We start from the raw sequence: 745 nt of genomic DNA, 5'->3' as shown, positions 1-745 counted from the left end.
ATGGGAACACATCCTGCTCATCGGACAGTACATCTGGCGCAAGAGGAAAGCGGAAATTGCTTAGCGTACGATTTATCACTGAGCCCTAATCGACCCCATCTCTGGTGTTTCAGAAAACTTATCCCCCCTGCTCCACGCAGTGTTATTGCTCAGTGAGGAGGCGTGAGAATCAGGAGCTGGATGATTGAGTCGGAGCGAGCTGACGCATGAATATGTTTCTGGAGAAATGGATCGGTTGTTTTGTCGATTTTATGCACGCCTCGTTTTTGAGTTTTTGAAACATCATAACTAATTGAAAATAATAGATATTATGCCTCTCAGAGAGGCGATGATCATAAGTGTTAATGAGGATTAACCAAAAAGGGATTGAACTGAACTACAGGTTGGTTACCCTTTCGACGCAAACACGGGCCATATGGGCGCACTTTCCGTTTGTAGATGACTAGAACCGTTTGAGGGCTAAGCGAAGTGGAATACGGCAACAACACTCTTTTGCGTGAGGAAACTCCGTCTGAGAAGATCTCCCGTTATTCGCAGCTCCTTTCTGGCCAGCTGCACCGGTTAAGACAAGAACTTTATCCGCCTGAAGCGCATAAATTGCTGCGCTCGTTCTCTTCTGTCGATGTTGCCCGTCTTATCGGTGTTTCTGAAAGCACCATTCGCCAGCTGGATCTGGACGGCGAAGGCCCGACGCCGACCCGCCTTGCCAATGGCCGCCGCAGTTACACGTTGCAGCAGATCAACG

1 protein-coding gene is annotated in these 745 nt (G+C 48.7%); it reads left to right on the top strand.

The window, feature by feature from the left end; translation table 11 throughout:
- Positions 1-468 precede the first annotated feature (468 nt).
- The coding region (locus tag PPL9_RS31185; protein WP_152986626.1) for a MerR family DNA-binding transcriptional regulator at positions 469-745 on the top strand (277 nt) is incomplete at its 3' end.

Source organism: Pseudovibrio sp. POLY-S9 (genome assembly GCF_001431305.1).
Taxonomy (GTDB): Bacteria; Pseudomonadota; Alphaproteobacteria; order Rhizobiales; family Stappiaceae; genus Pseudovibrio.
The sequence above is the reverse complement of the archived record's forward strand: the minus strand, read 5'-3'. Positions and strand labels throughout refer to the sequence as shown.